The organism is Limosilactobacillus oris DSM 4864 (assembly GCF_001434465.1).
In the GTDB taxonomy this organism is placed as follows: domain Bacteria; phylum Bacillota; class Bacilli; order Lactobacillales; family Lactobacillaceae; genus Limosilactobacillus; species Limosilactobacillus oris.
In genome coordinates this window covers 1-1,341 of sequence record NZ_AZGE01000062.1, presented here as the reverse complement: position 1 = coordinate 1,341, position 1,341 = coordinate 1, and the positions used below count along the sequence as shown (strand labels likewise).

2 protein-coding genes and 1 pseudogene are annotated in these 1,341 nt (G+C 50.8%); 2 read left to right on the top strand and 1 reads right to left on the bottom strand.

The genetic code is table 11. The features are described 5' to 3' along the window. Window positions 1-62 precede the first annotated feature (62 nt). Window positions 63-494 (bottom strand): Rrf2 family transcriptional regulator, encoded by a 432-nt coding sequence (locus FC49_RS09600; RefSeq protein WP_056984891.1) that lies wholly within the window; start codon window positions 492-494, stop codon window positions 63-65. Window positions 495-639: 145 nt separating this feature from the next. Here FC49_RS09600 and FC49_RS09595 point away from each other — a divergent pair, with 145 nt between their 5' ends. Beyond that, the gene (locus FC49_RS09595; protein ID WP_056984890.1) at window positions 640-1,062 is read left to right on the top strand and encodes an OsmC family protein; all 423 of its coding nucleotides are present in this window, start codon (window positions 640-642) and stop codon (window positions 1,060-1,062) included. Between the two features lie 6 nt (window positions 1,063-1,068). Next, window positions 1,069-1,245 (top strand): annotated as a pseudogene (locus tag FC49_RS09860) (SDR family NAD(P)-dependent oxidoreductase); the annotation flags it as partial. Between the last annotated feature and the right edge of the window lie 96 nt (window positions 1,246-1,341).

The following is a 1,341-nucleotide window of genomic DNA, read 5'->3' as shown; positions in this document are numbered from 1 at the left end:
CTTTCGTCCAACTATGGGGGTTCACTTCAGCTCTCGTGGCTAACGTAGGTGCTTCTTCCAGTTTATTCCGCTTCCTTAATTTTCGTCCGAACCTTATCAACAATCGTCGCCAGCTTAATTTGGGCCATCTCCTGCTCGGCTGCCTGTTGGACCCGTTCATATTCGGCAGTCAGCACCTCTGGCATACACCTGCTCAAGGGGTGGTGGTGGTTGATTTCCTGGTCAACATCCAAAAATTCCTGGTGACTTTCCACCGCCTGGTAAATATCCAGGAGGCTAACCTGAGCGGCCGGACGGGTCAGCTTGATCGTAATTTCGCCGTGGTGACCGCTGCGTTGCAGAATTCCCGCTTTGACCATTGAGGCAACTAACCGCCGGATCAGACTGGGGTTAGAATTAACATTATCCGCAATCGCGGAGCTGCTATTGCTTCCCAAAATTTCCAAGTACACTAAGATGTGGACAGCGTCACTTAAACGGTGCGAATACTTCATTACAATCTCCCCATTCTGACGGTACTAAACCAATGATACCCTATTATAGGCGCTAATCACGGGCCGGGTCAAAGGAGCATTTTCGTTGCTGACAAGTTAGTCACCGATTACAATTAAGGGAAAAGAAATCAGGAGGGCGAAAGCAATGAGCACTTACAAAGTTAGAGCAACTAAAACTACTACCGGAATGCAGGTCGCTGCTGGTACCCGGGGCTTTGAAATCACCTTTGACGAGCCCGGCAGTACGAATACCGGGATGAACCCGGTCGAAATTCTCCTCGCCTCTTTCGGCGCCTGCCAGTCAATCACGGCCACCGCGCTTGCCCAAAAGCGGCACTTTGACCTCCAGGCATTTTGGGTGGACGTTGAAGGCGACCTGGGCCGGGAAGACATCGACGGTGAATCGTTACGAAAGTTCACTGAGATCCGCTACCAGGCCCACGTGCGCAGTGACGAATCCGATGAGGACATTAAGCAGTTCCTCGCCGACGTCGCCAAGAAGTGCCCGGTCGAAAACACCCTGATGCACGGCACTACGTTTAAGCCAACCGGATTTGTCCGGGAATAGCATTCCAAGGAAGAGTGGGAAACGGCCTTTGTTAAGGAGCACCGGCCACTATCAATGATCCAGCGCCTCATTGACCCAGAAGAAATCGGCCGCTTCGTCACCTTCGTTGTGTCGCCATACTCAAACGGATTTTCCGGTGAAGCACTGCGGATGGAAGGTGGCCTCGTGCCAACCTTATATTAACGGTCTAATCTGAATTTGAACAAAGGAGCCAGGTAGAAAATGACAATTTCTACCTGGCTCCTTTTTATTGGTTCTACAATTTTAAGTACTGATGGA

Coding starts and splice junctions, on each gene's coding strand:
- FC49_RS09600 (WP_056984891.1), bottom strand. CDS start 494: ATGAAGTATTCGCACCGTTTAAGTGACGCTGTCCACATCTTAGTGTAC.
- FC49_RS09595 (WP_056984890.1), top strand. CDS start 640: ATGAGCACTTACAAAGTTAGAGCAACTAAAACTACTACCGGAATGCAG.